A 3,201-nucleotide genomic window follows, 5' to 3' on the forward strand; every position below is an offset into this window, starting at 1 on the left:
TTGTACGTTGAAAACTGAATATCTTAATTCCAAGAAAAAACCGAGAATCATTGAGATCAATGAAAACATTGCAAAGCGACCGAGAGAGTTCGAAAGAACAAACTTGCAAGGTCAAGTGAAGAAGGGCGCACGGTGAATGCCTTGGCACTGGAAGCCGATGAAGGACGCGACTAACCGCGAAAGTCTTCGGGGAGCCGTAAGTAGGCTTTGATCCGGAGGTCTCCGAATGGGGGAACCCAGCATGTGCAGACATGCTATCCTTAAGTGAATACATAGCTTAAGGAAGGAACACGCAGTGAACTGAAACATCTAAGTAGCTGCAGGAAGAGAAAGAAATATCGATTTCCCAAGTAGCGGCGAGCGAACAGGAAAGAGCCCAAACCGGCAGATTTATCTGCCGGGGTTGTAGGACTGAGTCATGGCACTTCAGAGGATAGCAGAAGCGTTTGGGAAAGCGCGCCAGAGAGGGTGAGAGCCCCGTAAGCGAAATCCAAAGAAGGCCTATCAGTATCCTGAGTAGGGCGGGACACGTGAAATCCCGTTTGAATCCGCGAGGACCATCTCGCAAGGCTAAATACTAACCAGTGACCGATAGTGAACCAGTACCGTGAGGGAAAGGTGAAAAGAACCCCGGGAGGGGAGTGAAAGAGAACCTGAAACCGTGTGCCTACAAGTAGTCAAAGCCCGTTAACGGGTGATGGCGTGCCTTTTGTAGAATGAACCGGCGAGTTGCGTTAGTCAGCAAGGTTAAGTCAGAAAAGACGGAGCCGCAGCGAAAGCGAGTCTGAATAGGGCGAGCAGTTGGCTGACGCAGACCCGAAACCAAGTGACCTACCCATGACCAGGTTGAAGGCGCGGTAAAACGCGCTGGAGGACCGAACCCACGTAAGTTGAAAATTGCGGGGATGAGTTGTGGGTAGCGGTGAAATTCCAAACGAACTTGGAGATAGCTGGTTCTCTCCGAAATAGCTTTAGGGCTAGCCTCGCAAAGAGGATGCTGGAGGTAGAGCTCTGTTTGGACTAGGGGCCCGTCAAGGGTTACTGAATTCAGATAAACTGCGAATTCCAGACATTTATGTGCGGGAGTCAGACTGCGAGTGATAAGATCCGTAGTCGAAAGGGAAACAGCCCAGATCACCAGTTAAGGTCCCAAAATTCATGCTAAGTGGAAAAGGATGTGGAGTTGCGCAGACAACTAGGACGTTGGCTCAGAAGCAGCCATCATTCAAAGAGTGCGTAATAGCTCACTAGTCGAGTGACGCCGCGCCGAAAATTTACCGGGGCTAAGCATGATACCGAAACTGTGGATGTGCGCAAGCACGTGGTAGGAGAGCGTTCTAGCGGCGGTGAAGCATGACCGAGAGGACATGTGGAGCTTCTAGAAGTGAGAATGCCGGTATGAGTAACGAAAGACAGGTGAGAATCCTGTCCGCCGCAAGACTAAGGTTTCCTGGGGCAGGCTCGTCCGCCCAGGGTAAGTCGGGACCTAAGGCGAGGCCGAGAGGCGTAGTCGATGGACAACAGGTTGAAATTCCTGTACTGCACCGAATCGTTATGAGCGATGGAGGGACGCAGGAGGCTAGCAGCGCGTGGTGCTGGATACCACGTTCAAGCGTCAAGTCTGAGAGCGAGTCAAATGCTTGCTTTCATAAGGACAAGGCGTGATGAGGAGCGAAATTAAAGTAGCGAAGGCTGCGACGTCACACTGCCGAGAAAAGCTTCTAGCCAGAGACGGTGCACCCGTACCGCAAACCGACACAGGTAGTCGAGGAGAGTATCCTCAGGTGAGCGAGAGAACTCTCGTTAAGGAACTCGGCAAAATGGCCCCGTAACTTCGGGAGAAGGGGCGCTGGTCGCAAGATCAGCCGCAGTGAAAAGGCCCAAGCAACTGTTTATCAAAAACACAGGCATCTGCAAAATCGTAAGATGAAGTATAGGTGCTGACACCTGCCCGGTGCTGGAAGGTTAAGAGGAGAGCTTAGCGCAAGCGAAGGTTTGAATTGAAGCCCCAGTAAACGGCGGCCGTAACTATAACGGTCCTAAGGTAGCGAAATTCCTTGTCGGGTAAGTTCCGACCTGCACGAAAGGTGTAATGATTTGGGCACTGTCTCAACGAGAGACTCGGTGAAATTATAATACCCGTGAAGATGCGGGTTACCCGCGACAGGACGGAAAGACCCCATGGAGCTTTACTGCAGTTTAATATTGGGTATCTGTCAAGCATGTACAGGATAGGTAGGAGCCGGAGAAGATAGGACGCCAGTCTTATCTGAGGCGCTGTTGGGATACTACCCTTGCTTGACGGATGCTCTAACTCAGGCCTGTGATCCAGGCCGAGGACAGTGTTTGACGGGCAGTTTGACTGGGGCGGTCGCCTCCTAAAGTGTAACGGAGGCGCCCAAAGGTTCCCTCAGAATGGTTGGAAATCATTCGCAGAGTGTAAAGGTAAAAGGGAGCTTGACTGCGAGAGAGACAACTCGAGCAGGTACGAAAGTAGGGCTTAGTGATCTGGTGGTACCGCATGGAAGGGCCATCACTCAACGGATAAAAGCTACCCTGGGGATAACAGGCTTATCTCCCCCAAGAGTTCACATCGACGGGGAGGTTTGGCACCTCGATGTCGGCTCGTCGCATCCTGGGGCTGAAGTCGGTCCCAAGGGTTGGGCTGTTCGCCCATTAAAGCGGCACGCGAGCTGGGTTCAGAACGTCGTGAGACAGTTCGGTCCCTATCCGTCGTGGGCGCAGGAAATTTGAGAGGAGCTGTCCTTAGTACGAGAGGACCGGGATGGACGCACCGCTGGTGTACCAGTTGTCTTGCCAAAGGCATCGCTGGGTAGCTATGTGCGGACGGGATAAGCGCTGAAAGCATCTAAGTGCGAAGCCCCCCTCAAGATGAGATTTCCCATTTCTTCAAGAAAGTAAGACACCTCAGAGACGATGAGGTAGATAGGCCGGGAGTGGAAGAGCCGTGAGGCTTGGAGCGGACCGGTACTAATCAGTCGAGGACTTGACCAAAAGAGCAAAGCAATGAGGTTTTGACTTGGAAGAGATATTCAGTTTTGAGCGTGCAAGCTCAAGCAAGAGTGCGGTGGCAATGGCAAGAAGGATACACCTGTTCCCATGCCGAACACAGCAGTTAAGCTTCTTAACGCCGAAAGTAGTTGGTGGGAAACTGCCTGCGAGGATAGGAAGCTGCCGCGC

2 rRNA genes are annotated in these 3,201 nt (G+C 52.2%); both read left to right on the forward strand.

Features of this window, described 5'->3' with window-relative positions:
• Window positions 1-109: 109 nt before the first annotated feature.
• Window positions 110-3,015: ribosomal RNA gene (locus tag ACLUXO_RS10075) — 23S ribosomal RNA — on the forward strand.
• 69 nt (window positions 3,016-3,084) lie between these two features.
• A 5S ribosomal RNA gene (rrf, locus tag ACLUXO_RS10080) occupies window positions 3,085-3,201 on the forward strand.

Source organism: Lactobacillus delbrueckii subsp. bulgaricus (assembly GCF_046938665.1).
GTDB lineage: Bacteria > Bacillota > Bacilli > Lactobacillales > Lactobacillaceae > Lactobacillus > Lactobacillus delbrueckii_C.